A 26,978-nucleotide genomic window follows, 5' to 3' on the forward strand; every position below is an offset into this window, starting at 1 on the left:
GCAGTTTGATCAGCAACGCCATGCCGATAATCGACACCAGCCAGATGCCGACCACGAACAGGGTCAGCCGGTCCAGGTTCTTCTCCACCACGGTCGATCCGGACAGGCTGGACTGCACGCCACCGCCGAACAGCGTGGACAGGCCGCCACCCTTGGCGCGGTGCAGCAACACCAGCAGCACCACCAGCACACTGGTGATCACTAGGAGGATCTGCAGCGTCAGCACCATGGTCGAGAGCCTACCGGTCGGGGCGCCGCCTCAAGGCAGAGGCCCTCCGGCGGCGATCGCCGCCAGGGTGGCGAACTGCTCGCCGTCCAGCGACGCCCCGCCGACCAGGGCGCCGTCGACGTCGTCCTGCGCGATGATCTCACCGATGTTCTTGGCGTTGACCGAGCCGCCGTAGAGCACCCGGATGGTGTCGGCGGCCTTCGCCGAGGTGAGCGTGGCCAGTTCCGCTCTGACCGCCGCACACACCTCCTCGGCGTCGCCGGCACCGGCGACCCGGCCGGTGCCGATCGCCCAGACCGGTTCGTAGGCGACGACGACGGTGCCGATCTGGTCGGCGTTCAGCCCGGCCAGCGAACCGCGCAGCTGGCTCACGCAGTGTTCGATGTGCTGGCCGGCCTCTCGGACTTCCAGATGCTCGCCGATGCAGACGATCGGGGTGAGCCCGTGTTTCAGCGCGGCCGCCGCCTTGTTGGCCACCAGCGCGTCGTCCTCACTGTGATAGCTGCGCCGCTCGGAGTGCCCGACGACGACGTAGCGGCAGCCCAGCTTGGCCAGAAACGCCCCGCTGACCTCACCGGTGTAGGCGCCTGCGTCGTGGGCAGACAAATCCTGAGCACCGAACATCAGCCGTAACTTGTCGCCGTCGACCAGGGTCTGCACGCTGCGGAGGTCGGTGAAGGGCGGCAACACCGTGACGTCGACCTTGTCGTAGTACTTGTCCGGCAGGGCGAACGCAATCTTTTGCACCAGCGCGATCGCCTCGAAGTGGTTGAGGTTCATCTTCCAGTTGCCGGCGATCAGCGGCTTGCGGCTCATAGTGATCCTTCGCTCGGATGTCCGGTACCGCCCAGCACCTCAAGTCCCGGCAGTGGTTTGCCCTCAAGGTATTCCAGTGAGGCGCCGCCCCCGGTGGAAATGTGTGAGAAGCCGTCCGCCGCCAGGCCCAGCGCACGAACCGCGGCTGCGGAGTCGCCTCCGCCGACCACGCTGAACGCGCCCTTGCCAGTCGCAGCCACGATGGCCTCGGCCACCCCCTTGGTTCCGGCGGCGAATGCCGGGAACTCGAAGACCCCCATCGGCCCGTTCCAGAAGATGGTCCTGGCGTTAGACAGCAGCGCGGTGAACCGTTTCACCGACTCCGGCCCGATGTCAAGGCCCATCTTGTCCTTCGGGATCTGGTCGGCTGCAACGATTTCCGAAGCTGATTCGGCGGCGAACTCCTCGGCGGCCACGATGTCCACCGGCAGGCGGATCACGTCGGCATAGTCCACCATCAGCTTCTGGCAGGTGTCTACCATCGCCAGCTCCAGTAGCGACTTGCCTACTGAAGCACGTTGTGCGGCAAGGAATGTGAAGCACATGCCACCGCCAATCACGATGCTGTCGGCCTTGGTGGCCAACGACTCGATGACACCCAGCTTGTCCGATACCTTCGACCCGCCCAGCACCACGGCGTAGGGCCGCTCGGTGGATTCGGTCAGCTGTTCCAGCACCTTGATCTCGGCCGCCACCAGCGTCCCGGCATAGTGCGGCAGCAGGGTGGCCACGTCGTAAACCGAGGCATGTTTGCGGTGCAGCACGCCGAAGCCGTCGGACACGAACGCGCCGTCTCGCCCGACCAGCCCGGCCAGTTGCCGAGCCAGCGACAGCCGCTGGCCGTCGTCTTCACTGGTCTCGCGGGGATCGAAGCGGATGTTTTCCAGCAGGAGCACATCGCCGTCGCTTAGGCCCGCGACACGGGTCTGCGCGTCGGGACCGACGACGTCGCCGGCCAGCGCCACCTGCTGCGCCAGCTGCTCACCAAGTGCGGCAGCGACCGGTGCCAGCGACAGTTTCGGATCGGGGCCGGCATTGGGGCGGCCCAGATGAGCCGTCACCACTACCTTGGCGCCGGCGCCGACCAGCGCCTTCAGCGTCGGCACCGACGCGCCGATGCGACCCGGGTCGGTAATGGCGCTCCCCTCACCAAGCGGAACGTTCAGGTCGGAACGCACCAGCACTGCGCGCCCTGAAACCCCTTCCGCCAGAAGGTCGTCGAGTGTCTTGATGACCACGACTACAGCGACTTGCCGACTAGCGCGACCAGGTCGATGAGGCGGTTGGAGTAGCCCCATTCGTTGTCGTACCAGGACACCACCTTGGCCTGGTTGTCGATGGCCTTGGTCAAGCCGGCGTCGAAGATCGAGCTGTGCGGGTCGGTGATGATGTCGGTGGAAACGATCGGCGCGTCGTAGTACTTCAGGATGCCCTTGAGCCGGCCCTCGGCGGCGGCCTGGTACGCGGCGTTGATCTCTTCGACTCCGGCCGACTTGGACAATTCGGCGGTCAGGTCGGTGATCGAGCCGTTGGCAACCGGCACTCGCAGCGCGTAGCCGTCGAGCTTGCCGTTGAGCTCGGGCAGCACCAGGCCGATAGCCTTAGCGGCGCCGGTGGAGGTCGGCACGATGTTAACCGCAGCGGCGCGGGCGCGGCGCAGGTCCTTGTGAGGGCCATCCTGCAGGTTCTGGTCGTGGGTGTAGGCGTGGACGGTGGTCATCATGCCCTTGACGATGCCGAACTCGTCGTTGAGCACCTTGGCCAGCGGCGCCAGGCAGTTCGTCGTGCATGAGGCCATGGAGATGATCCGTTGGCTGCCGTCGAGCGCCTCGTCGTTGACACCGAGCACGATGGTGACGTCCGCACCGGTAGCCGGGGCGGAGATGATCACCGTCTTGGCGCCGGCTTGCAGGTGGCCCTTAGCCTTGGCGGCGTCGGTGAACCGCCCGGTGGATTCGACGACGATATCCACACCCAGATTCCCCCACGGCAGCGCGGCGGGACCCTCCTTCACCTCCAGCGACGTGATTTTGGTGTTGCCGACGACGATGGTGTCGTCGCCTTCCAGGCTGACGTCATGGGGGAGCCGTCCCAGGATCGAGTCGAACTTGAGCAGGTGCGCCAGGGTGGCGTTGTCGGTCAGGTCATTGGCCGCCACGATCTCGATGTCGGTGTTGGCGCCCTGGACCTTGCGCGCGTCCAAGGCCCGGTAGAAGTTGCGTCCGATACGACCGAAGCCGTTGATACCTACCCGGACCGTCACTGGTCTCTCCTTGTTGTACGGTGTGCCGATGTGCTCCGCCGGCCAGCCTAATCGGGCAGCACGGCGGCCGTCGCAGGAACCGCGACAGCGACCGTCACGCCGAAAGCGGATCGGTCCATCTCAGGCCGGGGAATCGACTGAAATCGACGTCGCATGAACACAGCTCCGCACCATGTTCAATGGCCAACGCAGCAAGGTGCGCATCACTCGTCAGGTTGCCCGCTGTGCCGAGGAGTGCAAGCAACCCGCGGAGCACATGTGTGTGACGCTCGGTAGGGTGCACGACCGTCACACACGGCTGCTGCAGCCACCCATCGATAACATCGAGCGACTCGTCGATGGTTAGCGGGTGGGCAAACACCGCCGAACGTGTAGACAGCCGCAGGAATCCGATGAGGACATGCCAGACGAACGCGACAGTGTCCGCACCGGACAGCGTTTCGTCGAGCCAGTGGCGTGCCGGCTCATGGCGTGGTGACGACTCGTCCATTGCATACACCAGGATGTTCAAGTCGATCAGCTTCATTTGCGCAGTGCGAGCTTGTGCAAGGTCTCCGCGTCTTCGTCGGCGACGGCCAGCGCCAATGCCTTGTCGATGTCAAATCCCGCACGCAGTCCCATGTCTCGGCTCGGCGTGCGATAACGCAGCCGGGTTGGCTCGCTGCTTAAACCGCGTCGCACGGCGTCATTCAACACCGATTTGAACGATGTTCCCCGCTCACGTACAGCACGGCGCAACGCAGCTTCAACATCTGGATCGAGGGTCACGGTCGTTCGCACTTAGTCATCGTAACAGCACCTATTGTGCTGTCATGATGCATGTCGCTGCAGTGGCCGGCGAGGTGGACCGCATCGGCCGGGCCGTTGAGGCCGGCGCCGGCGACGACAGCGTTGGTCACTGGAACCCTGGGGTGTTATCGGCGCGCTATTCGGGTGCTTCGACGAAAAACTGCTCCCGCAGCACGCGTTTCAGGACTTTGCCGGTGGGAGTGCGCGGGATGGCGTCGACGAAGACGGCCCGCTTGGGCAGTTTGAAGCGGGCCAGTTTGCCATTGCAGTGCGCCAGCACATCGGCCTCGTCGAGGCTGGCGTCGGACGTCACCACCACCGCCAGCGGCGATTCCCCCCACTTGGCCGACGGGATGCCGATGACCGCGATGTCGGCGATACCGGGATGGGACAGCAACACGTCTTCGATCTCGGCCGGGTAGACGTTCTCGCCGCCGGAGATGATCATGTCCTTGACGCGGTCCTGGATGTAGACAAAGCCCTCGGCGTCGCGCACGGCGATGTCACCGGTGTGCAACCAGCCGCCGGTGATCGTCTCCGCAGTAGCTTCCGGCCGGTTCCAGTAGCCGGTCATGTTGTGCCGTCCGCGCACCAGGATCTCCCCCGGGACATCGGGGCCGACATCTTCGCCCTGCTCGTCGACGATGCGCACGTCGGTGTGGAAGAAAGCTTTTCCGGTCGAGCCGATGTGGGTCATCGCGTTCTCGGAGTTGATCACGCAGGCCGGGCCACACGTCTCGGTGAGCCCGTACACCTGATGGATCTCGAAGCCGAGATCGGTGTAGGCCTTGATCAACGACACCGGCACCGGCGACGCTCCGCTCATGATCCAGCGCAGCGCCAACGAGTCCCGCAGCTCGGGCCGGTACGTCGGCAGCATGAAGTTCAGCATCGCCGGGACAGCCAGCGTTATGGCGACCTGCTCGTCGGCGAACACTTCCCAGATGTGTCGCGGGTCGAAGGCGCGCATGAGGATGGTCGTCAGGCCACGGTAGATGCACGCAAGCAGCGGGGTGAGCGCGGCGACGTGAAACAGTGGCGGCGAAATCAGGTAGCGGTCGGCGAACCGTAAGTCGACACTGGCCAAGATCGTGAAGAGCGCCCACTGCACGCTGTCGTGGGTGTGCACCGCCCCTTTCGGCAGGCCCGTGGTGCCGGAGGTGTACATGATGAACAGCGGTTCGTCACCGTCGGTGGCGACCGACCCGGCCGCCACCGGCTCCGCCGGTGCCTGATCGACCAGCGCGTCGAAGTCCGCCGCCCACCCGGGTGTGTCGGCGCCGACCCGCAGCCAGTGCACCACCGGCGTGCCGCCCTCACCTGAGCCGCGCGCGTGCAGGTCGGTCACAACCGCGTCGTACTCCGCGTCGCTCACCAGCACCGTGGCCCCTGAGTCGCGCAGCATGAAAGCCAACTCGTCGGCGACCAGCCGCCAGTTCAGCGGGACGACCATCAGCCCGGCGCGGGCCGCCCCGTAAAACGCCTCGACAAACTGGTGGCCGTTGGGCAGCAGCACCGCGACGCGACCACCCTTGTCCAGCCCGAGGCCGGTCAGCGCCTGGGCCGCCCTATCGGCCCGCTCATCGAGTTCGGCGAAGCTGAATCGCCGACCCGCAGCGATGTCGACGAGGGCCTCCAGGTCGGGGTTGAGCTGCGCCCGCTCGTGCAGATGTGCTCCGACGTTCATCGCGCCTCCTTCGGTCGCACCCTCAGACGTCCTCCAGCAGATCCGGGGTGACCGCCGAATCGGTGTCTGGAATCCCCTCCTGTTTGGCCTTGCGGTCGGCCATCGACAGCAGCCGCCGGATCCGGCCGGCCACAGCATCTTTCGTCATCGGCGGGTCTGCGAGCCGACCGAGTTCTTCCAGCGACGCCTGGCGGTGTTCGACCCGCAGCTTGCCGGCCGCGGACAGATGTCCGGGCACCGCGTCACCGAGGATCTCCAGCGCGCGCTCGACCCGGGCGGCCGCAGCCACCGCGGCCCGTGCCGAGCGGCGCAGGTTGGCGTCGTCGAAGTTGGCCAGCCGATTGGCGGTGGCCCGCACCTCGCGGCGCATCCGGCGCTCTTCCCAGGTCAGCCGGGTGTCCTGGGCACCCATCCGGGTCAGCAGCGCACCGATCGCCTCGCCGTCGCGGACCACAACCCGATCGGCGCCGCGGATCTCTCGCGCCTTTGCACTGACCCCCAGCCGGCGTGCCGCACCGACCAACGCCAGTGCGGCCTCCGGTCCCGGGCAGCTGACCTCCAGCGCTGAAGATCGCCCCGGTTCGGTGAGCGATCCGTGGGCCAAAAACGCTCCTCGCCAAGCGGCCTCGGCATCGGCAATGCTGCCGCCGACCACCTGGGCGGGCAAGCCGCGCACCGGGCGGCCCCTCAGGTCCAGCAAGCCGGTCTGGCGCGCCAACGCCTCACCGTCCTTGGCAACCCGCAACACATAACGGGTGTTCCTACGGATGCTGCTGGCCGACAACACGTGCACGATTGCGGTGTAGCCGTACAGATCAAAAATCTCCTTACGCAGGCGGCGCGCGATGGCGCCCAGGTCCACCTCGGCTTCGACCACCACCTGCCCAGCCACAATCTGCAACCCGCCGGCAAATCGCAGCAGTGACGCGACCTCGGCGCGGCGCGCACTCACCGAGCTGACCACCAGACGGCTGAGCTCGTCTTTGACTTCGACCGTCATCGCCATGGCTCGTCACCTCCCGGCCCGATCCCACTGGGTCCATACGCACCGCCGTGCCGGCCACCGTCAACAGAGGACGCCGCGGAGGTCGGGACCGTGGGCGACGCGGTGCCGTCGTCACGCTCCAGCAGCCCGTCCAGCGCAGCCGCCAGCTTTTCTGGGTCATGTAAAGGTCTACCAGGTCTGGCGACGTCGACGAACTGCACGGCGGCCTGCAGCACGCTGGCGGTGCGGCACAGCTGCTCCCGCTCCCGCTCACCGGTCACCCGCTCGGCATCGATGATGATGTGGTGGACGGTGAATCCGGGTGCGTGCTGCGCGAGTACATGCAGGTGCCGCTCGACCGAGAACCCGGCCGTCTCCCCCGGTTCGGCCGCCAGGTTGAGCACCAGAGCGCGCCGCGCTGTGGTCGCCTGTAGCGCCGCGGCCAGTCCCGGCACCAGCACGTGCGGGATCACGCTGGTAAACCACGATCCCGGTCCGAGCACTACCAGGTCCGCGGCCATGATCGCGTCCACGGCCTGCCGGGTGGCCGGCGGGTTGTCGGGCAGCAGCCGCACCCGGCGCACCTTGCCCGGCGTGGTCGCGATCGCCACCTGCCCGCGGATCAGCCCGAACATCCGCGGGTCGGCCTCCAGCCCGGACACGTCAGCCTCGATCTGCAGCGCGATCGGGCACATCGGCAACACCCTGCCCTTCACGCCCAGCATGCGGCCCAACTCGTCGAGGGCGGCCACCGGGTCCACCAGTACCTCGTTGAGGCCGGCCAGCAGCAGGTTACCGATCGGGTGTCCGGCCAGAGCGCCGCTGCCACCGAACCGGTGCTGCAAGATGGTGGCCCACAGCCGCCCGGGTGGGCTGTCGGATGCCAACGCGGCCAGCGCCATCCGAAGATCGCCCGGCGGCACCACGTCCAATTCTGCGCGCAGCCGGCCGGACGAGCCGCCGTCGTCGGCGACGGTGACCACTGCGGTGACGTGCGGTGTCAACCGACGGGCAGCCGACAGCGTCGCGTACAGACCGTGCCCGCCGCCCAGCGCGACAATGCTTGGGCTGGCCCGGTACTCGGCTTGCACACTCATTCGCGGCCCAGATCCCGGTGTAACACCCGCACCGCCAACCGGGTGTCCTGAACGTCTTGGGCCTCCAGCCGCCGCGCCAGCGCTTCGGCGATTGCGACACTGCGGTGCTTACCGCCGGTGCAACCGATGGCGACGGTCATGTAGCGCTTCCCTTCTCGGCGATAGCCCTCGACTACCAGGGACACTAGCCGGTGGTAGGTCGCCAGGAACTCATCGACGCCGGGCCGGCTGAGGACGTAGTCGCGCACCGCGGGGTGCTGGCCGGTGTGCGGACGCAGTTCGTCGACCCAGTGCGGGTTAGGCAGGAACCGTACATCCACCACCATGTCGGCGTCCATCGGTAAACCGTACTTGTAGCCGAACGATTCCATCGTGATGCTGGTGGGTGCGACGCCGGCCTCTCCGCCGAACGCCCCCTCGATGCTTTCCCGCAGCGCGCGCACCGACAGCGCCGACGTGTCGATGACCAAGTCGGCGGTCGCGCGGACCGGCATCAGCATGGCGCGCTCGGCGGCGATGCCCTCGGCGAGCGTCTGCCGGCCCTGCAGCGGGTGGCTGCGCCGGTTCTGCTCGTAGCGGCGGATCAGCACGTCATCAGAGGCCTCCATGAACAGCACCCGGGGATTGACGCCACGGGTGGCCAACTCCCTGCGCACCGATTCGAGATCGCCGGTGAACCCGGCCGAACGCACGTCCATCACCACCGCAAGCTGGGTGATCCGCGATCCGGCCGCCAGACCGAGGTCGACCATCCGGGTGATCAGCTCAGGCGGCAGGTTGTCGGCGACGTACCAGCCGAGGTCCTCCAGCACCTTGGCCGCGGTGTCGCGCCCCGCTCCGGACAGGCCGGTGACCAGCACCACGTCGATTCCGGACCCGGCAGCTGCCGGCCCCGGCTCCCAGTGGCGGTCCCGCACGCCCTTGCCCGGCTGACCGGTCATCCCGATGCCCGTTCCTGCTCGGCAGCGCGACCGGGATCCAGCGCCTCCAGCACGGCCGCCGCCGTCGTAGCGCCGATGCCCGGGACTGACGTGATCTCTTCCAGGGTGGCCTTTTTCAACCGTGCCACCGACCCGAAATGCGAGATCAGCACCTTACGTCGGTGTTCGCCGAGCCCCGGAACCGAGTCCAGCACCGATGCCGTCATCCGCTTGGAGCGTTTGCTGCGGTGATATTTGACGGCGAACCGGTGTGCTTCGTCGCGGACCCGCTGCAGCAGATAGAGGCCCTCGCTGTGCCGCGGCATGATCACCGGGTCCGGCTCGGACGGCACCCACACCTCCTCCAGACGCTTGGCCAGGCCGACCGTCGCGACGTCGGTGACGCCGAGTTCATCGAGCACCGCCTGCGCGGCGTTGACCTGAGGTGCGCCGCCGTCCACGACGTAGAGGTTTGGCGGGTAGGCGAATCGGTGCGATTTCCCTTCGGCTGCCAAGATATTCGAGTCGTGCAGATGCCGCACGAACCGGCGCCGAGTCACCTCGGCGATCGAGGCGACGTCGTCGGAGTGTCCATTGCCGGCAGCATCCCGGATCGCGAACCGACGATAATCGGATTTTCGGGGTAGACCGTCTTCGAACACCACCAGCGAGGCCACCACGTCGGTGCCCTGCACGTGGCTGACGTCGACACACTCGATCCGCAGCGGCGCATCGGCCAGGCCCAGGGACTCCTGAATGTTCTGCAGTGCAGCGGATCTGGCGTTGAAGTCACCGGCCCGCTTCAGCTTGTGTTGCTGCAGCGCCTCCTTGGCGTTTCGCTGCACGGTTTCGGCGAGTGTTCGCTTGTCACCGCGATGCGGCACTCGCAGTGTCACACGCGATCCGCGCAATCCGGACAGCCAGCTGGCCAGCTCGTCGGCATTGCCGGGGAGGCACGGGACCAGCACCTGGCGCGGTACCGGGTTGGTCGCCTCGTCGGCGGACAACCCAAGTTCGGCCTGCTCGGCGTAGTACTGCGCCAGAAATTGCTCCACTAGCTGTGTACCACTGGAATCGGTTGGGTCACCGGATTTTTCGATGATCCACCCGCGCTGGCCACGGACCCGACCGCCACGCACGTGGAACATTTGCACCGAGGCTTCCAGCTCGTCGTCGGCGAAGGCCATCACGTCGGCGTCGGTGCCGTCGCCGAAGACCACGGCCTGTTTCTCCAAGGCCCGCTTCATCGCGGCGATGTCGTCCCGCAGGCGGGCTGCCTTCTCGAAATCGAGGCGTTCCGCGGCATCGGCCATCTGCGTTTGCATGCCCCGGATGAAGCGGTCGGTTTTGCCGGATAGGAAGTCGCAGAAGTCCTCCACGATTCGGCGGTGCTCCTCGGCGCTGACCCAGTCCACGCAGGGCGCTGAACACTTTCCGATGTAGCCCAGCAGACAGGGCCGGCCGATCTGATGCTGACGCCTGAACACCCCGGCCGAGCAGGTTCGTGCCGGAAAGACCCGGAGCAACAGGTCCAGCGTCTCGCGAATGGCCCAGGCATGGGAGTAGGGACCGAAATAACGCACCCCGTTGCGGCGCGGGCCCCGGTAGACCATCAGCCGCGGGTATTCCTCGTTGAGGGTGACCGCGAGCACCGGGTAGGTCTTGTCGTCGCGGTAGCGGACGTTGAAGCGCGGGTCGAACTCCTTGATCCAGTTGTACTCCAGTTGCAACGCCTCGACCTCGGTGTTGACCACCGTCCACTGCACCTTCGCGGCAACGGTCACCATCTGCCGGGTCCGGGGGTGCAGGCCGGCGATGTCGGTGAAGTACGACGTCAGCCGAGAGCGCAGGTTCTTGGCCTTGCCGACGTAGACAACGCGGTCGTGCGCGTCCCGGAACTGGTAGACGCCGGGCTCGACCGGAATGGATCCGGGCGCCGGCCGGTACGTCGCGGGAGCTGGCACGCAATCCAGGCTAGCCCTTGGCCAGCCGGTGGTGACCATGCGCAAAATCGCACTGCCGAGGCTCCGCAAGTGCGATTTTGCGCATGCTCGCCGAGGTGGGGTTAACCGAGGTGGGGTTAACCGAGGTGGGGTTAACCGAGGTGGGGTTAACGGAGGTGGGTCAGCGCGGAGGCGGGGGTTGGCCTGCCCGGTAGCGGGCGACCAGCGCGCGCACCGCCTCCATGGCGTCCGCGGCGCGTTCTTTGTCGACGGCCTGAATCGCCATCACGGGAATGTACTCGTCGTCGGGCAGGTCGACCCGCGCCCATCGCTTCCCGACCGGGTAGGACACCCCCCTCACCTGTGACCACGGGATCAGCCGGTCACCGAACAGGTTGCGCACCGACAACCCGGCCTCACCCACCCGCAGTCGGGGGCGGGTGAACAGCAGCACCCCGCCGGCAATGATGATGCCCAGCCCGGCGATCGCCACCTGGTCGGCGGTTTGGAAGATCACGCCGCTGGATTTGACCTTGAGCAGGACGCCCACCACGATGTGTGCGGCCGCGATCACAAACGCCGCGCCGGAGGCGAAGTACGGCATCAAGTGCGGACGCACCACGATGTCCCACTCTCCTTGCCCGGTCGGGACAGTCATCGCGCAGTGCGCAGGTCGCGCAGAGTCAGCGCGGTGCTCAGCGCAGCTGCAGTCGCCTGCGCTCCTTTGTCTTCGGACGACGTCGGCAGCCCGGCGCGCTCCAGTGCCTGCTGTTCGGTGTCGGTGGTCAGCACACCGTTGGCCACCGGTGTCGCCTCGTCCAGCGAAACCCGGGTGAGGCCCTGCGTCACCGCATCACAGACATAGTCGAAATGCGGGGTGGCACCGCGGATCACCACACCCAGAGCGACAACAGCATCGTGGTCGCGGGCCAGTTCCTGTGCTACCACCGGGATCTCGATCGCACCGAGCACCCGCACCACCGTCGGGCTGTCGATACCCGACTCGGTGGCCGCCCTGCGCGCGCCGGCCAGCAAGGCGTCGCAGATCCTTGTGTGCCAGGTACTGGCCACGATCGCCAGCCGCACGCCAGCCGCGTCGAGCACCGGCATCTCCGGCACTCCCCTGGCTGGGCTCACAAGGCCCGGATCACAGCGCGCCGCCGAATTCACCGGGCAGATGGCAGGATCCGTCGTAGTCCTCTAGTCCGGTCAAGTCGTGACCCATCCGATCACGTTTGGTCATCAGATACCGGATGTTGTCGGCGTTGGCCCGCACCGGCAGTGGCACCCGTTCGAGGATGCGCAGCCCGTAACCATCCAGTCCAACCCGTTTGGCGGGATTGTTGGTCAGCAACCGCATCGAGCGGACCCCGAGATCGACCAGGATCTGTGCGCCGGTGCCGTAGTCGCGGGCATCGGCAGGCAGCCCCAACTTGAGGTTCGCATCGATGGTGTCGTGGCCGGCGTCCTGCAGCTGGTAGGCCTGCAGCTTGTGCATCAGCCCGATGCCCCGGCCCTCATGTCCGCGCATGTAGAGCACCACGCCGCGGCCCTCACGCGCCACCATCGCCATCGCGGCGTCCAACTGGGGTCCGCAGTCGCAGCGGCGTGAGCCGAACACGTCGCCGGTCAGGCACTCGGAGTGCACCCGCACCAGCACGTTGTCGCCGTCGCCGATCTCGCCGCGGACCAGGGCGATGTGTTCGACGTTGTCGTAGATGCTGGCGTAGCCGATCGTCTGGAACTCGCCATGCCTGGTCGGAATCCGCGCTTCAGCGACCCGTTCAACCTGCTTTTCGTGTTTACGGCGCCACTCGATCATGTCGGCGATCGAGATCAGCGCCAGGCCGTGCTCGTCAGCAAAGACCCGCAGCTCGTCGGTGTGGGCCATGGCGCCCTCGTCCTTCTGGCTGACGACCTCGCAAATCGCGCCGGCAGGCTGCAGCCCTGCCAGCCGGGACAGGTCTACCGCGGCCTCGGTGTGGCCGGGCCGTCGCAACACACCGCCGTCCTTGGCGCGCAGCGGAACGACGTGACCCGGGCGGGTGAAATCGTCTGCGACACTTGTCGGGTCGGCCAGCAGCCGCATCGTGGTGGCCCGGTCCGACGCGGAGATGCCGGTACCCACATTGTGTTTCGCGTCGACGGTGATGGTGAACGCGGTTCCGTGCTTGTCCTGGTTCAGCGCGTACATCGGCAGCAGGCCGAGTCGGTCACAGATCGCGCCGTCCAGTGGCACACACAGATATCCGGAGGTGTAGCGCACCATGAAGGCCACCAGCTCCGGGGTGGCCTTCTCGGCGGCGAAGATCAGGTCGCCCTCGTTCTCGCGCTCCTCGTCGTCGATGACGACGACGGCCTTGCCCGCCGCGATGTCGGCAACCGCCCGCTCGACGGTGTCCAACCTGGTCATCTACGCCACCTAGTCAATCACGAGCCCGATGCCGGGTTCCGATGCTGCATTCAGTATGGACCACGAGACGCAACGGGCCGTTGCCGGCGAGGTAGGTCACTCAACCGCTCTCAGTCAACGTGTCCGGGCAGAGGTGCCGTTGGGCGGAGTCGACGATAGCCGGCCCCCAGTCTTTGTAAAACCCCCGAAAGTGCGTCTCCTTGACTTCCTCAGGCGATATCCCCCGGTGAAGATCGTCGCAGACCCAGCGCCCCGCCTGAAGCGCTCCAGTCGCAGGCCGAGCAGGAACGCCGAACTGCGTTAACTCAACGAGATATGCGCGTTCTGCCGGGTTGGGATGCTTGTCGTCAGCGTTCGAGGTCGGTGCCAGCAAAACCGGTGCCAGCGCGAGCCCTGCTGCCAGCGCTTGTTTCCTCGTTTGCCTTCTCCTTACCTGGACCCGGCGGGTCGTAGGACCAAGCCGACTGCTTTGGCACGCCTTTCAGGTGCTCATCCAGCGTAGTAGCACCACTACTTCGCTGCTATAAGCCGCTCGACACACTTGGCGGAGCAGAGTGCGTCACCGACCTCCGTACCGCGGCCACAGCGATGGCATCTACAGTTTTCGGGCATGATCCGAGGCATAGCGGCCGTGGCACTGGTTCCTGCGATGCTATGGCTTGCAGCACCGGCGCACGCGAACGATCAGACTTACCTCGACTACCTCGACACACACGGCTTCAAATACCAAAATCGGCCGGGCCTCGCCACGCCCGAGGGAGCGGTGCGTTTCGGTCAGATCATCTGCGACAACCTCCGCCACGGACGCCCGCCACGCGATCGCTTCGACATGACGATCGCCAACTCGATCAGCCCAGTGATGGTCGACGCCGCACAGCATGAACTGTGTCCAGACACCCTCGCCAAGACCGCGCAACCCACGCCGGAGCTGCCATCCACCCAGGCCGTGCCGACGCCACCGGAAACCCCGCCACCACCAGAGCCGCCGCCGCCGCTACCGGAGCCATCACCGCCACCGGAGCCACCGGAGCCACCGCCGCCACCGGAGCCACCGCCAGCACCGGAGCCATCACCGCCACCCGAGCCATCACCGCCACCCGAGCTCAGTCGCTAAGACCACTACCCGGCCGGTATGGAACCGGTATTCGGGAGTAGCCGCTCAACATACTTGGCGACGACGTCGGCTTCCAGGTTGACCAGCGTGCCCACCGGGGCACGGCCTAGGGTTGTCAGCTCGCGGGTGGTTGGAATCAGCGACACCTCGAAATGGCCGGCACCCAGGCCGCTGACGGTCAGCGAAATCCCGTCGACGGTGATCGAGCCCTTCTCTACCACATACCGCGACAGCTTCGCGGGCAGCCCGATCCGTACGACTTCCCAGTGCTCGAACGGGGTGCGGGCCAGCACGCGCCCGGTGCCGTCCACGTGGCCCTGCACCAGGTGCCCGCCGAGCCTGCTGCCCAGGGCCGCGGCGCGCTCCAGGTTCACTCTGCTGCCGATCTCGAGCGCGCCCAGGTTGGACCGGTCCAGTGTTTCGCGCATCACGTCGGCGCAGAATCTGCCGTCGGAGAGCACCCGCACCACCGTCAGACACACCCCGTTGACCGCGATCGAGTCGCCGTGGCGGGCGTCGGCGGTGACAGCGGATCCGCGGATGACCAGCCGCGCGGCGTCACCGAGGTCTTCCCTGCCCACCAACTCGCCCAGTTCCTCGACAATCCCGGTGAACACCACACCAGGCTAAGTCCGCCTGCGCTGCACGGCTGCGCGCACCCTTTACGATGACACCCATGCGCAGACTCCTCATCGCTCTTGCCGCCCTCACCACCGCCGCCGCCCTGATTGCCGGCTGCTCGTCATCGAAGCAGGCCGGCGAGCTGCCCGACGCCGCGACGCTCGTCAAGGAAGCCGGCACCGCCACCAAGGACCTCAAGAGCGCACACCTGGTGATCACGGTGACCGGCAGGATCGAGAAGCTGCCGGTCAAGACGCTGGAAGGCGATCTGACGAACGACCCCAGCACCGCAGCCAAAGGCGAGACCAAGATCACACTTTTCGGTTCCGATGTCGACGTGAAATTCGTGGTGATCGACGGTGAACTGTACGGGGCGATATCCGGCGACGACTACGACGACTACGGGCCCGCCGTCAAGATCTACGACGTATCGGCGATCCTCGACCCGGACAAAGGCCTGGCCAACATACTGGCCAACTTCACCGATCCCAAGGTCGACGGCCGGGAAACCATCAACAACCAGGACACCATCCGGGTCACCGGGACGGTTCCCGCCGACGCCGTGAACAAACTTGCGTCGCAGCTGGGCGCCACCGGGCCGATGTCGTCCACGATCTGGATCCAGGAGGGCGGCGACCATGAGCTGGTTCAGGCCCGGCTGGACCCCAGCCCAGGCAACTCGATCCAGATGACTCTGTCCGACTGGAACGTGCCGGTGGCAGTCGAGAAGCCGGCGGGAGCCTGATGCGGACCAGCCCCGAAACCAGCCCTGTGACCAGCCCTGTGACCAACCGTGGGACCAACCGTGGCCTGGCGATCAGCGCCGGTAGCCTCGCCGTCCTGTTGGGCGCCCTGGACACCTATGTGGTGGTGACCATCATGCGCGACATCATGGTCGGCGTCGGTATCTCGATCAACAAGATCCAGCAGGTTACCCCGATCATCACGGGCTACCTGTTGTTTTACGTCGCGGCGATGCCGCTGTTGGGCCGGGCCTCTGACCGGTTCGGCCGCAAGGTGTTGCTGCAGGCCAGCTTGGCGACGTTCGCCGTCGGGTCGGTGGTGACGGCACTGTCCGACGATCTGGCGACGCTGGTGGTCGGCCGCAGCATCCAGGGTTTCGCCAGCGGCGCGCTGCTGCCGGTGACGCTGGCGCTCGGCGCCGACCTGTGGTCGCAGCGCAACCGCGCCGCCGTGCTCGGCGGAATCGGCGCCGCTCAGGAGCTGGGCAGCGTGCTGGGCCCGCTGTACGGCATCGTCATCGTCTGGCTGCTTCGGGACTGGCGCGACGTTTTCTGGATCAACGTTCCGCTGACGGCGATCGCGATGCTGATGATTCATGTCAGCCTGCCGGCCAAAACCCAAGGTGACGGCCCGCCGGAACGCGTTGACGTCGTCGGCGGGCTGTTGTTGGCATTGGCGTTGGGCCTGGCGGTCATAGGCCTCTACAACCCGGAACCGAACGCCAAACATGCGCTGCCCAGCTGGGGGCTGCCTGTGCTGGGGTGTGCGTTGCTTGCCACCGCCGCTTTCGCGGTGTGGGAGCGCTTCGCCCGGACGAAGCTGATCGACCCGGCCGGTGCGAGGTTCGGGCCGTTCCTGGCCGCACTGGGCGTCTCGGTCTGCGCGGGGGCGGCGCTGATGGTGACGCTGGTCGACGTCGAGTTGTTCGGCCAGGGTGTGCTGGGCATGGATCAGAACCATGCGGCTCTGTTGCTGATGCGGTTCATGTTCGCGCTGCCGGTCGGCGCCCTGGTGGGCGGCTGGATCGCGACCAGGGTCGGCGACCGTGCGGTGACGTTCGTCGGACTGCTCATCGCTGCCGGCGGCTACTGGCTGATCAGCACATGGCCGGTGGATTTGTTCGCTTACCGCCACGACATCTTCGGCCTGTTCAGCGTCCCCGCGCTGGACACCGACCTGACGGTGGCCGGGATCGGGCTGGGCCTGGTGATCGGCCCACTGACTTCAGCTGCGCTGCGGGTGGTGCCGCCACGGGAACACGGTATCGCCGCGTCGGGTGTGGTGGTCGCTCGGATGACCGGCATGCTGGTCGGGATGGCCTCGCTGTCGGCGTGGGGGTTCTACCGGTTCAGCCAGATCCTGGCGGCCATGCCCAAGCCGACCGGCGGCAGCCTGGCCGAGAAGCTGCACGCCACCGGGGACAACTACCGGCACGCGTTCGCCTTGATGTACGGAGATATCTTCAGCAAGACCGCGATCGTCTGCGTGGTGGGTGCGCTGCTCGGCTTGCTGATCGGCAGCAACAAGAAGCACGTCGAGGAGCCCGAACCCGACGCGGCATTGGCCGCCCAGCACTGAGTCTCCTCGGCGAGGATGCGCAGTGGGTCACGGCGGCACCAAGCTCAGCAACAGATCCGGGCCGACCCGCTGCACTTCGTCGAACCGCCAGCGCAGCGCCCGCGCGATGCTAGGCACGCCGACGTCATCGACCGCGGTGATCGGCCCGCCGAGCAAGATCGGCGCCACATAGGCCAGGATGCGGTCGATCACCCCGGCCCGCAGGAACGCCCCCGCCAGCGTCGGGCCGCCCTCGAGCAGCACGTCGGTGCGGTCGGACAGCGCCTTGAGCACCTCGGTCGGATCGTGGCTGCGGATCACCATGGTGCGTGAGTCGTCATTGAGGACGCGCGCGTCCGGCGGCAATTCCCGCTCCCCCACCACCACGCGCAGCGGCTGCCGCTCTGCCAGGGTGCCGTCGGGCTGCCGGGCGGTCAGCGTCGGGTCGTCGACGAACACGGTGCCGGTTCCGATCACGATCGCGTCGGCGGCCGCGCGGCGGCGGTGCAGGTCGGCGCGCGCGGCATCGCTGGTGATCCACTGGCTGGAGCCGTCGGCGGCTGCGCTGCGGCCGTCGATGCTGGTGGCGTACTTCCACGTCACGTGCGGAAGCCCGGTGCGCTGCTTGTGCAGCCACTCGCGCAGGGGTCCGGTGGTCACCAGGTCGGCCTGTACCCCGGAGTCCACCTGCACGCCCGCCGCGGCCAGCCGCGCCGCGCCGCCGGTGGCCACCGGGTTGGGATCGGCGACCGCGTAGACCACCCGCGCCACACCCGCGGTCAGCAACGCGTCCACGCACGGCGGGGTGGCGCCGTGGTGGTTGCACGGCTCCAGGGTGACCACCGCGGTGCCGCCGGCGGCCAGCTCACCGGCGCGCCGCAGCGCTACCACCTCGGCGTGCGCGTGGCCCGCCGGCTCGGTGCCGCCGACGCCCACCACCTGGCCACCGCGGTCCAGGATGACCGCTCCCACCGGCGGATTGGGGTAGGTGCTGCCCTTGACGCGGTTGGCGTGCGCGACGGCCACTCCCATCGCGGCAGCAAGGGCCTCGGGGCCGCTGGAGGGCTTGTCGTTCACTGGCTGCTCACCGCCGCAGGTGCGGCGAGACCGCCGCGGCCCGGCGCCGTAGCGCCTCCACTGCCGCGGACGGGTCGTGGACGCCGTAGACGGCCGACCCAGCGACGAAGCAGTCGACACCGGCCTCGGCGGCCTGCTCGATGGTGTCGGCGTTGATCCCGCCGTCGATCTCGACCAGGATTCGCAGCTCGCCGGAGTCGACCATCTTGCGGACCGTGCGAACCTTGCCGAGCACCTCGGGGATGAACTCCTGGCCGCCGAACCCGGGCTCGACCGACATCACCAGGAAGGTGTCGAAGCTCTTCAGGATCTCCAGATAGGGCTCCAGCGGGGTGCCCGGCTTGACGCTCAGCCCGGCTTTGGCGCCGGCGGCCCGAATGGCGCGGGCGACCGCGACTGGATTGTCGGTGGCCTCGGCGTGGAAGGTGACGTTGTAGGCACCGGCTTCGGCGTACGGGGGCGCCCAGCGATCTGGGTCGTCGATCATCAGATGGCAGTCGATCGGGATGTTGGTGGCGGCCAACAGGCTTTCCACCACCGGCAGACCGATCGTCAGGTTGGGTACGAAATGGGCGTCCATCACGTCGACGTGTAGCCAGTCGGCACCGGGCACCGACGCGGCCGCCTCGGCCAGCCGGGCGAAGTCGGCCGCCAGGATCGACGGTGCGATCATCGGCCGACCGGTCTGGGCTGACATGGGAGTGAGCTTACTGTTCCCACCGCGTCAGGGCCGCGGCGAACATGGCGTCAGTGCCGTGCCGATGCGGCCACAGCTGCACGTAGGGACCTTCCCCCAGTTGGTCGGTGGGCGCGAACAGCTCGCGGGCGTCCAACGCGGTCACCGGGTGGCGGCGCAGCGCGTCGGCGACGACGCCCACTGTCTCGGCCAGGTGCGGCGAACACGTCGCGTACAGCACCACCCCACCGGGGCGAGTCAGTCCGATCGCGGCCGCCAGCAGTTCGCGCTGCACCTTGGTCAGCACCGGGATGTCGGCGGGCTGGCGCCGCCAGCGGGCCTCCGGCCGGCGCCGCAGCGCGCCCAGCCCGGTGCACGGAACGTCCACCAGCACCCGGTCGAAGCCCGGCTCCAGCCCGCTGCGGCGCCCGTCGACGGTCAGCACGTCGACCGGCAGTGCGCGGGTGTTGTCGGCCACCAGGTTCGCGCGGTTCGCCGACTGCTCCACCGCGGTGACCCGCGCACCGACGCTCGATCCGATCCCGGCCAGCAGCGCGGTCTTGCCGCCCGGCCCGGCGCACAGGTCGAGCCACCGCCCGGTGTCGCCGTCCACCGGCGCCAGGGTCAGGGCGCGGGCGACCAGCTGGCTGCCCTCGTCTTGAACTAGGGCGTGGCCGTCGCGCACCGGTGCCAGCTGCGCCGGGTCACCACCCGGCAGGTACACCGTGTACGGCGAATACCGGCCGACGGTGCCACCGACCGCGGCGGCGAGCTCGACAGCCGTCAGCGCGCCCGGCCGAGCTGCCAGATGCACCTGCGGGCGGTCGTCGTCGGCGGCCAGTGCGGCGTCGAGCTCGCCTGCGGCCGGGCCCAGCGCGTCGGCGAACGCCTGGGCGATCCACCGCGGGTGGGCGTGGACGAACGCGGTGTGGCCCACCGGGTCGCTGGCAGGGTCAGGGCTCAGCTCCCCAGTCCAGGACGCCTCGTCGCGCGCGCTGATGGTGCGCAGCACGCCGTTGACGAATCCGGCTCGCGCCGAGTCGAATTCGAGGCCGGCCTGTTCGACGGTGGTGCATACCGCAGCGTGCTGCTCGACCCGGGTGCGCAGCAGCTGATAGCTGCCCAGCCGCAGGAGGTCCAGCAGCACCGGGTCGATCGTCTCGACACCCCGTCCGGCGGCCGCGGCGATGATCACGTCCAACAGCCCGCGGATACGGCAGGTGCCGTAGGTCAGCTCGGTGGCGAAAGCGGCGTCGCGCCCGGTGATTTCACGCTCGCGCAGCAGCGCAGGCAGCGCCAGGTTGGCGTAGGCGTCGCGCTGCGAGACGGCGCGCAGCACGTCGAACGCGGCCCGGCGCGCCGGGTCCAATGGTTTGCGGCGAGGTTGAGCCGGCCTACGTCGGGGAGGCTTTCGGGTTGCCGGCGTGCGGCGCGGGTGGCTCATGACGCGTGTGCCGCGGGGCCGAGCCGAGCGCCGCGCGCCCAGTCGGCTGCGTCCATGGGTTTCTTTCCGGGCGGCTGGATCTGACCCAGCCGGACCGGCTGCGAGCCGGTACCGACCCACACGTTGTGCCGATCGGCATGAATAGCACCGGCCTGCAACGACTTTGGCGCAGTGGTGTCGATGCGCACCGGCCCGAGCTTGACCCGCAGTTCGTCGACCAGGGTCCAGGCGCCCGGATGTGGGGTCACCGCGCGGATCCGCCGCTCGACGACGTGAGCTGGTAGGTCCCAGCGCACCCGGGCCCCTTCGACGGTGATCTTCGGCGCGTAGCTCACTCCGTCGGCCGATTGCGGCACCGGGACAACCGTGCCGTCGGCGACAGCGTCGAGGGTCGCCGACAGTAGCTCGGCACCGGATACAGCCAACCGGCCCAGCAGGTCGCCGGCGGTGTCGGCGGGCCGGATCGCCTCGGTGACCACCCCGTAGACCGGACCGGAGTCCAGCGCCGGCTCGATCCGGAAAGTGGTGGCGCCGGTGACCGCATCGCCGGCGGCGATCGCCGCCTGCACAGGTGCCGCGCCCCGCCAGGCTGGCAGCAGCGAGAAGTGCAGGTTGATCCAGCCGCGGGCGGGTACCGACAGTAGTTCGTCGCCAAGCAGTGCGCCGTAAGCCACCACCGCGCAGCAATCCGGCGCCAACTCGGACAGTTCCGCGACCGACTCAGCAGCGTTGGGCTTGGGTGGTCGCAGCACCGGGATGTCGTGGTCGTGCGCCAGTCGCGCCACCGGCGAGGGCTGCGGGTGTCTGTGCCGGCCGACGGCGGCGTCGGGCCGGGTCACCACACCGACCACGTCGTGTCGCGGTGAGTCGATGAGCCGGCGCAGCGCGGGCAGCGCGGTATCGGGGGTGCCGGCGAACACGAGACGCACCGGCCAGAGCGTACCCGGAAGAGATCTGCAACGCGGGTTGACCTTAGCTGCGTTGAAGCCGAAAGTATCGATGACGCCGGCACCCGAATCGAGGCAGCGATGGTGAAATACAGCATGCCCGCCGGGTACGCCGTTGAGGAACACCCGCGGCACCGCGTCCAGGTGACGGTGGTGAACACCGCAGACGGGGGGCGGTTCCGGGTGACGCGGGTCGGCGCCGGCAGCGGCGTGCCCGTCGTGCTGATCCCGGGGGCCTTCGACAACCGCCGTCTGTACTTGTGGCCGGGCGGGGGCGGGCTGGTCGACACGCTGGCCGGCGCCGGGTTCGATGCGTGGATCGTCGAGCGGCGCGGAACCGGCGGGGTGGCCGTCGCCGACGGGGTTCGCGCGGGCTGGGACGAGCTGGTGCGGGTCGATCTGCCGGCCGTTCAAGAGCTGATCGCGGCCGAAACCGGCCGGACCGCGTTCTGGGTCGGTCATTCCTTCGGCGGTGCGGCACTGGCCCGCGCTGTCGCCGAGACGATGCGGCCGCAGGTCGCGGGGCTGGTGCTGATCAACGCGGCCGTCGACCTCCCGCTGCTGGCCAATCCGGTCATCAGAGCAGTGTTGCGCGCTCGCCTGTGGGGTGGTGTGTTCCCGGCTCGGCGGTTGCGGCTCGGCCCGGAAAACGAGCCGGTCGCCGCTCTTGACGACGCGATCTCCTGGGGTGTCGCCGAACGCGCCGAAGGCGGGCTGTCGGCCACGCTGCGTGCGGTCGATGTGCCGGTGCTGGCGTTGACCGCTCCGCGCGATGTCGTCGCACCCGCGATCCGGTGCCGACGGTTCGCGCAGTCGTTCGACGGCACCGACCTGCGGGTGCAATTGGCTGCGCGCCGCTACGGATTTGCCCGCAACCACACCCACGAATCACCGCTGCTGCATCCGGCTGCCGGCATCGACGTGTTTCCCTTCGTGCGCGACTGGCTCACCACCCGTAGCGGCGAGGCAGCACCGGCGGAAACCGGCTCCACCGTCTCGGCGGGCCGTCACCGCCTGCACTTCACCGTCGACCTCGACGCTTCACCCGAGTCGGTCTTCGACGTCCTCACCCGGCGCTGGTCGACACTGTGGCCGGTGCGTCAGCGGCGGGTCCGCGACGGCGTGGATCCCGCCGAGCCCGATGGGCTGCGCTCGGTCCGCGCGCAGCGCGCCCTGGGAATCTGGCCGATTCAGGAAGAAATCGTCACCCACCGACCACCCTGGCTGATCGAATACCGCACCATCCGCGGCCCGGTCCGCAACCACCTCGGCCGCATCGAACTCTCCCCGGTCGGCGATACCGGCACCCACCTGGACTACCTCATCGTCTTCGACACCCTGCCATGGGTGCCCGGCCGCCTGCTGGCCGCCGCGCTCGACACCACCTGGCGGCACTGGAGCCTTCCCCGGCTGCGGCAGCACTTCAGGTAAACCGCCAGTCATCCGATGTGCAGCGGGTCGATCTGCACCCGCACCGGATGATGGGATTGACGTGCGCTGAGCACACCGACTCCGCGACGCAGGGCCTCCGCCAACGCCAGCCCCTGGTCTCGGCCGGCCCGGACCAGCATCCGGATCACCTCGGCGCCGGCCGGGATGCCCGGCGGGCGACGTGCTCCCGCCGGTAACGGCACCGGGCCGAGCAGGTCGGCGTGCTCGGGCAGCCGAGTCTCGTCCAGCAGCGCCGTCACCGACTCCGCGTCGCCGTCGACGGCGGCGATGTGCACGGTCGGCGGCAGCCCGACCTCGGTGCGGGCGGCAAGGTCGGCGTCGGCGTGGCCGATGGGATCCCACCGGATCAGCGCCTGCACGGTCGGGATGGACGCGTCGGCGACCACCGTCACCACCCCGCCGTCGCCGCGGGCCCGCACCAACGCCGCGGCGGCCATCCAGCGCCGCAGGGTGTCCTCGGCCGCACGCAGGTCTTGGCGTCCCAGCAGCGCCCAGCTGTCCAGCAGCAGCGCCGCCCCGTACCCGTCGGGGGCATGCGGCTCGGCGCCGGGAGTGGCGATCACCAGGGCCGGACCGGTGCCGATCCGGGTCACCACGGTGTCGCCCGCCGACGTGATCACCGTGATGCCCGGGAAGGCGCGGCCCAGCTCTTCGGCGGTGCGCCGGGCGCCGACGACCACCCCGCGCACCGCATCCGACCCGCAGCGCGCGCATCGCAGCGCGGCATCGGCCCGGCCGCACCAGCGGCACTCGGCACGCCCCGCGCCGCGACCGGGCAGTGACAGCGGGCCGGTGCAGTGCCGGCACCGGGCGATCGCTCGGCAGCGCCCACACGCCAGCGACGGCAGATAGCCGCGCCGCGGCACCTGCACCAACACCGGCGCACCGACCTGCAGTGCGCTGCGGGCGGCGTGCAAGGCGACCAGCGGCAGCCGAGCGGTGCGGGCCGCCGGATCACGTTCCTCGGCGTAACCGTCGTCGTCGAGGGCGACCACCCGTGGGGTGGCCGCCCGCACCGCCGAACGCGGGGCGACCACGTCGTGCGCCCATCCGCTGGCCACCAGCGCCTGGGCTTCGGCGGTGCGGGCATACCCGCCGATCAGTGCGGCGCAGCCGGACATATGCGCCCGCAGCATCGCCACCTCACGGGCATGCGGGTAGGGCGCCCGCGGTTCGGCCAGCGTGTCGTCTCCGTCGTCCCACACCATGACCAAGCCCAGGTCGGCGAGCGGGGCGAACACCGCGCTGCGGGTGCCGATCACCAGCCGGGCGTTACCCCGCAGCACCGCCAGCCAGCGCCGGTACCGGGCGGACGGACCCAGCCCCGCCGACAACGCGACCACGCTGGACTCGTCGATCCGGGCCGTGGCGGCATGCCGCAGCGCGTCCGCGTCGCGCTGATCGGGGACGACCGCCAACGCGGTACGCCCGGTCTGGATGGTTCGCGCGGCGGCGTCGGCGAACCGGTCGGCCCACGGTTCTCCCGGCAGCGCCTGCCAGACGGCGCGGGCGGCCCGGCCCTGACCCAAGGCGTCCAGAAATTGACTCCCCCGGTCGTAGCGCTGCCAGCCCGTCGGGTCGACCGGTGTCACAACGGGCAGGCTTGGCGGCGTTGCGGTTTCGCGTTCCACTCGGGCGTGACGGGGCGGCACCGCCAACCGCAGCACATCGGCGCGACTGCCGGCGTAGCGGGCGGCGACCGCTTCGGCCAGATGCCGGACCTCGGCGGTGAGCACCGGCTCGGCGGAGACCACCCGCTCCAGCCGGCCCAGCTTGCCGGCGTGGTCGGTGTCGGCGCGGCGCTCCCACACGAATGCGTCGACCAGTCGGCCGTGAAACCGCACCCGCACCCGCACCCCGGGCTGGGCGGCGGCCGACTGCTCGTCGGTGACCAGGTAGTCGAACTCGCGGTCCAGGTGCGGCACCGACAGCATCGGAAGCACCCGTGCGATCGGTGCATGCTCCACTGAGCGAGCGTGCGTGTCCCCGGCCGACACGTCGCGCTAGTCTCCGGTTTTGCGCACGCTCGCGCCGCACGGGTTCGACTGGCCAACTGAACGGCCGAAGAAGAAACCCGCGGTGATCAGCAGCTGCGCCGCCGCGTACGCCCACCAGACCGGCACCGCGAGCGCCTCGTTGCCGAGCACGAACCGGTCGATGCCGATCATCGCGTCCGACACCGCGAAACACACCGCCCCCACCGCCGTCCACCGGGTCGGCAGCCCGGCCAGCAGCGCCGCGCACACCATCGCGCCCAACACCCCGATGTAGGCGACCACCGGCACCGTCAGCCCTTCGCGGGCCAGCCCCGGCCAGAACCACACCAGCAGCCCCAGGCAGGCCACGCAGATCACCGCCACACCCGCCAGCCGGCCCCGCGACGCGGCGGCCAACGGCACCAGCGCACCCAGAAAACACAAGTGCGCCAACAGAAATACGGTCAACCCGGCCATGAACGACAGCTGCCACCAAGGGATCGCCAGCAACCAGTCACCGGCGGCCGACATCATCAACGCCGGGATCAGCCACCGCGCTTCGCGCAGGATCGGATGGGCCGCCGCCGCCACCGTCAGCAGCACGGCCATCGAGGCCTTGAACGCGGGCTGGGCGACCCAGTGTCCGGTCAGTTCGGTGCCAGGCAGTGAGCGCAGCGCGGTCATCGTCAGGAAAATCCCGTAGAAAACGCCCAACCAGCCAGCGGCCACCCAGGCCCCGGCCACCACCCGCGGTGCGTACGGTGTACCCATGCCGGCTGCAGACCCTGACTGTGCTGTGGACCCCATACTGCTGAACGTACTGGTCTTTCGGCGACGGCTGACGGCTTTGAGAGCAGGTCTGGGGTGGCCCTGCACGGCTGAGCAGAATCTGGGCCGCCTACGGTGAGGGCATGGCTGAGGCTGCCCGACCCGACATCGACCCCGTCCTGAAGACATTGCTTGAAGCCGTACCACTGCGGTTCAGCGTGAACGACGGGGTGGAGGTGGCCAGATCGTTGATCCGTCAGCTCAAAGCGCCCCCGGAGCTGCTGCCCGACCTGCGTATCGAGGAGCGCACCGTCGGGTATGGCGACCTCACTGGCATCCCGGCCCGCATCTACTGGCCGCCGAATGCCGGGCCGGAGCCGCCACCGATGGTGGTGTTCTACCACGGCGGCGGCTGGTCGATCGGCGACCTGGACACCCACGACCCGGTCGCCCGGGCGCACGCCGTCGGTGCAGAGGCCATCGTGGTCTCCGTCGACTACCGGCTGGCTCCCGAGCACCCGTTCCCGGCCGGCATCGACGACTGTTGGGCGGCGCTTCAATGGGTGGGCGAGCACGCAGCCGAGTTGGGCGGAGACCCGAATCGGCTCGCGGTCGCCGGTGACTCGGCCGGCGGCAACATTGCGGCGGTGATGGCGCAGCTGGCCCGTGACAACGGCGGGCCCGCACTGGCGTTCCAGCTGCTGTGGTATCCGTCGACCACGGCCGATTTAGCGCTGCCGTCGTTCACCGAGAACGCCGACGCGCCGATCCTGGACCGCGACGTGATCGACGCTTTTCTGGCCTGGTACGTGCCCGGTGTCGACGTCCGCACCGATCCGACGACGCTGCCAGCCACCCTGGTGCCCGCCAACGCCGCCCACCTGGCGGACCTGCCGCCGGCGTACATTGCCACCGCCGAACATGATCCGCTGCGCGACGACGGCGCCCGCTACGCCGAGCTGCTGCGGGCTGCGGGGGTGTCCGTCGAGCTGCGCAACGAGCCGGCCATGGTACACGGCTTCGTCAGCTTCGCGCTGGTGGTGCCTGCCGCCGCCGAGGCGACCGATCGCGGACTGGCGACGCTGCGGGCCGCGCTGCACCCCGGCCCGTAGCGAGACGGCCCGCGAGCATGCGCTAAATCGCACTCACCGGGCACCGATCGTGCGACTTTGTGCATGCTCGCCGGGGATTACCCAGAGGTCAAACCGCGCGTTTGAGGTCGTCGACCTTGTCCAGCTGCTCCCACGGCAGCTCGATGTCGGTGCGGCCGAAGTGACCGTAGGCGGCGGTCTGCGCGTAGATCGGCCGCAGCAGGTCCAGGTCGCGGATGATCGCGCCGGGTCGCAGGTCGAACACCTCCGAGATCGCCTTCTCGATCTTGATCGGGTCGACGGTCTCGGTGCCGAAGGTCTCGACGAACAAGCCGACCGGGGCGGCTTTGCCGATGGCGTAGGCGACCT

28 protein-coding genes and 1 pseudogene are annotated in these 26,978 nt (G+C 68.6%); 6 read left to right on the forward strand and 23 right to left on the reverse strand.

Translation table 11 applies throughout. The features are described 5' to 3' along the window. From secG to AC2VOP_RS09145, 15 genes are all read right to left on the reverse strand, one after another. Positions 1-229 (reverse strand): preprotein translocase subunit SecG (gene secG, locus AC2VOP_RS09075; RefSeq protein WP_486954089.1); only part of this gene is annotated, 229 nt, incomplete at its 3' end. A 30-nt stretch (positions 230-259) separates the two neighbouring features. Further along, a complete protein-coding gene (gene tpiA, locus AC2VOP_RS09080; RefSeq protein ID WP_486960645.1) occupies positions 260-1,045 on the reverse strand; it encodes a triose-phosphate isomerase in 786 nt (261 codons plus the stop codon). Continuing rightward, positions 1,042-2,283 (reverse strand): phosphoglycerate kinase, encoded by a 1,242-nt coding sequence (locus AC2VOP_RS09085; protein ID WP_486960646.1) that lies wholly within the window; start codon positions 2,281-2,283, stop codon positions 1,042-1,044. Before AC2VOP_RS09085 ends, tpiA begins: the two co-directional genes overlap by 4 nt. Before the next feature lie 2 nt (positions 2,284-2,285). Then, positions 2,286-3,308, reverse strand: a complete 1,023-nt coding sequence (gap, locus tag AC2VOP_RS09090) for a type I glyceraldehyde-3-phosphate dehydrogenase (protein ID WP_486960647.1) — start codon at positions 3,306-3,308, stop codon at positions 2,286-2,288. A 94-nt stretch (positions 3,309-3,402) separates the two neighbouring features. After that, positions 3,403-3,834, reverse strand: coding sequence for a TA system VapC family ribonuclease toxin (locus tag AC2VOP_RS09095; RefSeq protein WP_486960648.1), 432 nt, complete (start codon positions 3,832-3,834; stop codon positions 3,403-3,405). Then, positions 3,831-4,088: an antitoxin gene (locus tag AC2VOP_RS09100; protein ID WP_486960649.1), complete on the reverse strand. Its 258-nt coding sequence runs from the start codon at positions 4,086-4,088 to the stop codon at positions 3,831-3,833. The genes AC2VOP_RS09095 and AC2VOP_RS09100 overlap by 4 nt, the downstream gene beginning before the upstream one ends. Before the next feature lie 145 nt (positions 4,089-4,233). Further along, positions 4,234-5,784: an acyl-CoA synthetase gene (locus AC2VOP_RS09105; protein ID WP_486960650.1), complete on the reverse strand. Its 1,551-nt coding sequence runs from the start codon at positions 5,782-5,784 to the stop codon at positions 4,234-4,236. A 22-nt stretch (positions 5,785-5,806) separates the two neighbouring features. Further along, positions 5,807-6,784, reverse strand: a complete 978-nt coding sequence (gene whiA / locus AC2VOP_RS09110) for a DNA-binding protein WhiA (protein WP_486960667.1) — start codon at positions 6,782-6,784, stop codon at positions 5,807-5,809. Beyond that, positions 6,781-7,866, reverse strand: coding sequence for a uridine diphosphate-N-acetylglucosamine-binding protein YvcK (gene yvcK, locus AC2VOP_RS09115; RefSeq protein ID WP_486960651.1), 1,086 nt, complete (start codon positions 7,864-7,866; stop codon positions 6,781-6,783). The genes whiA and yvcK overlap by 4 nt, the downstream gene beginning before the upstream one ends. Then, complete coding sequence (gene rapZ / locus AC2VOP_RS09120) at positions 7,863-8,807, reverse strand: RNase adapter RapZ (protein ID WP_486960652.1); 945 nt, start codon at positions 8,805-8,807, stop codon at positions 7,863-7,865. Before rapZ ends, yvcK begins: the two co-directional genes overlap by 4 nt. Continuing rightward, positions 8,804-10,750 (reverse strand): excinuclease ABC subunit UvrC, encoded by a 1,947-nt coding sequence (uvrC, locus tag AC2VOP_RS09125; RefSeq protein ID WP_486960653.1) that lies wholly within the window; start codon positions 10,748-10,750, stop codon positions 8,804-8,806. The genes rapZ and uvrC overlap by 4 nt, the downstream gene beginning before the upstream one ends. 160 nt (positions 10,751-10,910) lie before the next feature. Continuing rightward, positions 10,911-11,387, reverse strand: a complete 477-nt coding sequence (locus AC2VOP_RS09130; RefSeq protein WP_486960654.1) for a PH domain-containing protein — start codon at positions 11,385-11,387, stop codon at positions 10,911-10,913. Further along, the gene (ribH, locus tag AC2VOP_RS09135; protein WP_486960668.1) at positions 11,384-11,839 is read right to left on the reverse strand and encodes a 6,7-dimethyl-8-ribityllumazine synthase; all 456 of its coding nucleotides are present in this window, start codon (positions 11,837-11,839) and stop codon (positions 11,384-11,386) included. Before ribH ends, AC2VOP_RS09130 begins: the two co-directional genes overlap by 4 nt. Positions 11,840-11,876: 37 nt before the next feature. After that, complete coding sequence (locus tag AC2VOP_RS09140; RefSeq protein ID WP_486960655.1) at positions 11,877-13,142, reverse strand: bifunctional 3,4-dihydroxy-2-butanone-4-phosphate synthase/GTP cyclohydrolase II; 1,266 nt, start codon at positions 13,140-13,142, stop codon at positions 11,877-11,879. A gap of 100 nt (positions 13,143-13,242) precedes the next feature. Beyond that, positions 13,243-13,515 (reverse strand): DUF732 domain-containing protein, encoded by a 273-nt coding sequence (locus tag AC2VOP_RS09145; RefSeq protein WP_486960656.1) that lies wholly within the window; start codon positions 13,513-13,515, stop codon positions 13,243-13,245. 276 nt (positions 13,516-13,791) lie between these two features. Between AC2VOP_RS09145 and AC2VOP_RS09150 the strand changes: the two are divergent. Further along, positions 13,792-13,977: pseudogene (locus AC2VOP_RS09150) on the forward strand (DUF732 domain-containing protein); the annotation flags it as partial. A gap of 50 nt (positions 13,978-14,027) precedes the next feature. Next, the gene (locus AC2VOP_RS09155) at positions 14,028-14,297 is read left to right on the forward strand and encodes a hypothetical protein (protein ID WP_486960671.1); all 270 of its coding nucleotides are present in this window, start codon (positions 14,028-14,030) and stop codon (positions 14,295-14,297) included. On the opposite strand, the gene AC2VOP_RS09160 is transcribed toward AC2VOP_RS09155, so the two are convergent. Further along, entirely contained in the window at positions 14,262-14,873 is a 612-nt protein-coding gene (locus tag AC2VOP_RS09160; protein WP_486960657.1) for a riboflavin synthase, read from the reverse strand. The genes AC2VOP_RS09155 and AC2VOP_RS09160 overlap by 36 nt on opposite strands. Before the next feature lie 50 nt (positions 14,874-14,923). Here AC2VOP_RS09160 and AC2VOP_RS09165 point away from each other — a divergent pair, with 50 nt between their 5' ends. After that, the gene (locus tag AC2VOP_RS09165; RefSeq protein WP_486960658.1) at positions 14,924-15,622 is read left to right on the forward strand and encodes an LppX_LprAFG lipoprotein; all 699 of its coding nucleotides are present in this window, start codon (positions 14,924-14,926) and stop codon (positions 15,620-15,622) included. Then, the gene (locus AC2VOP_RS09170; RefSeq protein ID WP_486960659.1) at positions 15,622-17,199 is read left to right on the forward strand and encodes an MFS transporter; all 1,578 of its coding nucleotides are present in this window, start codon (positions 15,622-15,624) and stop codon (positions 17,197-17,199) included. Before AC2VOP_RS09165 ends, AC2VOP_RS09170 begins: the two co-directional genes overlap by 1 nt. A gap of 27 nt (positions 17,200-17,226) precedes the next feature. On the opposite strand, the gene ribD is transcribed toward AC2VOP_RS09170, so the two are convergent. From ribD to fmt, 4 genes are read right to left on the reverse strand one after another with little or no spacing between them, the layout of a single operon-like run. After that, positions 17,227-18,210, reverse strand: a complete 984-nt coding sequence (ribD, locus tag AC2VOP_RS09175) for a bifunctional diaminohydroxyphosphoribosylaminopyrimidine deaminase/5-amino-6-(5-phosphoribosylamino)uracil reductase RibD (RefSeq protein WP_486960669.1) — start codon at positions 18,208-18,210, stop codon at positions 17,227-17,229. A 52-nt stretch (positions 18,211-18,262) separates the two neighbouring features. Beyond that, positions 18,263-18,952 carry a ribulose-phosphate 3-epimerase gene (rpe, locus tag AC2VOP_RS09180; protein WP_486960660.1) on the reverse strand — a complete coding sequence of 230 codons (690 nt, stop codon included), beginning with the start codon at positions 18,950-18,952 and terminating at the stop codon, positions 18,263-18,265. 10 nt (positions 18,953-18,962) lie between these two features. Beyond that, entirely contained in the window at positions 18,963-20,375 is a 1,413-nt protein-coding gene (locus AC2VOP_RS09185) for an RsmB/NOP family class I SAM-dependent RNA methyltransferase (protein WP_486960661.1), read from the reverse strand. Continuing rightward, the gene (fmt, locus tag AC2VOP_RS09190) at positions 20,372-21,304 is read right to left on the reverse strand and encodes a methionyl-tRNA formyltransferase (RefSeq protein WP_486960662.1); all 933 of its coding nucleotides are present in this window, start codon (positions 21,302-21,304) and stop codon (positions 20,372-20,374) included. Before fmt ends, AC2VOP_RS09185 begins: the two co-directional genes overlap by 4 nt. A gap of 99 nt (positions 21,305-21,403) precedes the next feature. Between fmt and AC2VOP_RS09195 the strand changes: the two genes are divergently transcribed. Further along, complete coding sequence (locus tag AC2VOP_RS09195) at positions 21,404-22,753, forward strand: serine aminopeptidase domain-containing protein (protein WP_486960663.1); 1,350 nt, start codon at positions 21,404-21,406, stop codon at positions 22,751-22,753. Positions 22,754-22,761: 8 nt separating this feature from the next. Here the strand turns inward: AC2VOP_RS09195 and AC2VOP_RS09200 are convergent, their stop codons facing one another. Next, positions 22,762-24,708 (reverse strand): primosomal protein N', encoded by a 1,947-nt coding sequence (locus AC2VOP_RS09200; protein ID WP_486960670.1) that lies wholly within the window; start codon positions 24,706-24,708, stop codon positions 22,762-22,764. Positions 24,709-24,777: 69 nt separating this feature from the next. After that, the gene (locus tag AC2VOP_RS09205; RefSeq protein ID WP_486960664.1) at positions 24,778-25,521 is read right to left on the reverse strand and encodes a lysoplasmalogenase; all 744 of its coding nucleotides are present in this window, start codon (positions 25,519-25,521) and stop codon (positions 24,778-24,780) included. Positions 25,522-25,661: 140 nt separating this feature from the next. Here AC2VOP_RS09205 and AC2VOP_RS09210 point away from each other — a divergent pair, with 140 nt between their 5' ends. Beyond that, complete coding sequence (locus tag AC2VOP_RS09210) at positions 25,662-26,630, forward strand: alpha/beta hydrolase (protein ID WP_486960665.1); 969 nt, start codon at positions 25,662-25,664, stop codon at positions 26,628-26,630. Positions 26,631-26,718: 88 nt separating this feature from the next. Here the strand turns inward: AC2VOP_RS09210 and AC2VOP_RS09215 are convergent. Next, positions 26,719-26,978: methionine adenosyltransferase domain-containing protein (locus AC2VOP_RS09215; protein WP_486960666.1), on the reverse strand; the 260-nt coding region annotated here is incomplete at its 5' end.

The organism is Mycobacterium sp. TH-M106 (genome assembly GCF_057473765.1).

Bases quoted from the DNA above. Each gene is read 5' to 3' on its own strand.
- AC2VOP_RS09140 (WP_486960655.1), bottom strand. From the start codon at position 13,142: ATGACCAGGTTGGACACCGTCGAGCGGGCGGTTGCCGACATCGCGGCG.
- tpiA (WP_486960645.1), bottom strand. From the start codon at position 1,045: ATGAGCCGCAAGCCGCTGATCGCCGGCAACTGGAAGATGAACCTCAAC.
- AC2VOP_RS09205 (WP_486960664.1), bottom strand. From the start codon at position 25,521: ATGGGTACACCGTACGCACCGCGGGTGGTGGCCGGGGCCTGGGTGGCC.
- AC2VOP_RS09095 (WP_486960648.1), bottom strand. From the start codon at position 3,834: ATGAAGCTGATCGACTTGAACATCCTGGTGTATGCAATGGACGAGTCG.
- AC2VOP_RS09130 (WP_486960654.1), bottom strand. From the start codon at position 11,387: ATGACTGTCCCGACCGGGCAAGGAGAGTGGGACATCGTGGTGCGTCCG.
- AC2VOP_RS09210 (WP_486960665.1), top strand. From the start codon at position 25,662: ATGGCTGAGGCTGCCCGACCCGACATCGACCCCGTCCTGAAGACATTG.
- ribD (WP_486960669.1), bottom strand. From the start codon at position 18,210: ATGGGAGTGGCCGTCGCGCACGCCAACCGCGTCAAGGGCAGCACCTAC.
- ribH (WP_486960668.1), bottom strand. From the start codon at position 11,839: ATGCCGGTGCTCGACGCGGCTGGCGTGCGGCTGGCGATCGTGGCCAGT.
- whiA (WP_486960667.1), bottom strand. From the start codon at position 6,784: ATGACGGTCGAAGTCAAAGACGAGCTCAGCCGTCTGGTGGTCAGCTCG.
- rapZ (WP_486960652.1), bottom strand. From the start codon at position 8,807: ATGACCGGTCAGCCGGGCAAGGGCGTGCGGGACCGCCACTGGGAGCCG.
- AC2VOP_RS09170 (WP_486960659.1), top strand. From the start codon at position 15,622: ATGCGGACCAGCCCCGAAACCAGCCCTGTGACCAGCCCTGTGACCAAC.
- AC2VOP_RS09105 (WP_486960650.1), bottom strand. From the start codon at position 5,784: ATGAACGTCGGAGCACATCTGCACGAGCGGGCGCAGCTCAACCCCGAC.
- AC2VOP_RS09185 (WP_486960661.1), bottom strand. From the start codon at position 20,375: ATGAGCCACCCGCGCCGCACGCCGGCAACCCGAAAGCCTCCCCGACGT.
- AC2VOP_RS09195 (WP_486960663.1), top strand. From the start codon at position 21,404: ATGGTGAAATACAGCATGCCCGCCGGGTACGCCGTTGAGGAACACCCG.
- yvcK (WP_486960651.1), bottom strand. From the start codon at position 7,866: ATGAGTGTGCAAGCCGAGTACCGGGCCAGCCCAAGCATTGTCGCGCTG.
- rpe (WP_486960660.1), bottom strand. From the start codon at position 18,952: ATGTCAGCCCAGACCGGTCGGCCGATGATCGCACCGTCGATCCTGGCG.
- AC2VOP_RS09200 (WP_486960670.1), bottom strand. From the start codon at position 24,708: ATGCTGTCGGTGCCGCACCTGGACCGCGAGTTCGACTACCTGGTCACC.
- AC2VOP_RS09165 (WP_486960658.1), top strand. From the start codon at position 14,924: ATGACACCCATGCGCAGACTCCTCATCGCTCTTGCCGCCCTCACCACC.